The sequence below is a fragment of the Fibrisoma montanum genome (assembly GCF_003583365.1).
GTDB classification, from domain to species: domain Bacteria; phylum Bacteroidota; class Bacteroidia; order Cytophagales; family Spirosomataceae; genus Fibrisoma; species Fibrisoma montanum.
Window position 1 is genome coordinate 1 of sequence record NZ_QXED01000030.1, and the last position, 1,056, is coordinate 1,056.

The 1,056-nt window shown below is 58.0% G+C and carries 1 protein-coding gene; it reads left to right on the top strand.

Annotated features, from left to right (window positions below):
* The first annotated feature begins 114 nt into the window (after positions 1-114).
* Entirely contained in the window at positions 115-885 is a 771-nt protein-coding gene (locus DYU11_RS32840; RefSeq protein ID WP_119671988.1) for a 3-ketoacyl-ACP reductase, read from the top strand.
* Positions 886-1,056 lie beyond the last annotated feature (171 nt).

A 1,056-nucleotide genomic window follows, 5' to 3' on the forward strand; every position in this document is an offset into this window, starting at 1 on the left:
GGATCTTCGGGTGAGACTGATAAACCTCCGGCTACCGAAGATCCCCGCTCCGGCGGCCCGGTCGTGCCTCGGGATGACAAAAAATAAACTAATGTATTTTATAAATAAAAGACATTGAAACGAGTCGCTTTTATAACCGGCGGCAGCCGGGGCATCGGCTACGGCATTGCCGAACACCTGGCCAAAGCTGGATTCGATCTGGCGATCAACGGCGTTCGGCCGGAGGAAGCGGCCCGGGAAGCACTGGATGGTTTACGGGCGTTGGGTGCCGAGGTGATGTACTGCCCCGGCGACGTAGCGTCGAGCGAGGCCCGAACTGCGATGCTGGACAACATTCAACAGCATTTCGGGCGGTTGAACGTACTGGTGAATAACGCAGGGGTAGCCCCCAAAGAACGGCGCGACATACTGGAAGCTACCGAAGAAAGCTTTCAGTACGTACTGACTACCAACTTGCAGGGAGCGTATTTTCTGACACAGGCGGCTGCCAACTGGATGATCCGCCAACGTAGCGAACAGCCGGCGTTTTGGGGCTGTATCGTCAACGTATCGTCCATTTCGGCAACGGTGGCGTCGGTGAACCGGGGGGAGTATTGCGTGGCGAAGGCCGGACTGAGCATGGCAACCCAGTTGTTTGCGGCCCGGCTGGGCGAGTTTGATATACCGGTGTACGAGGTCAGGCCGGGCGTTATTCGTACCGACATGACGGCGGGCGTAACCAGCAAATACGACAAGCTGATCGAAGACGGTCTGTGCGTCCAGAAGCGCTGGGGCCTCCCCGACGACGTAGGCCGGGCCGTGGCTGCGCTGGCGCGGGGCGATTTTCCGTACTCAACTGGCCAGGTCATCCTGGTCGACGGCGGGCTGACGATACCGAGATTATAGATTTTATCCAAACGCAGAGGAGCAGAGAAAACGCAGAGTAAACAGAGTTATAATTAGCTGGTCATGAAAGCTTTCTTTGTCATCCCGACGCCAGGACCGGGCCGCCGGAGCGGGGATCTTCGGTAGCAGGAGGGATTCTCAGCCTCACCCAAAGATCCCCGCTCCGGCGGC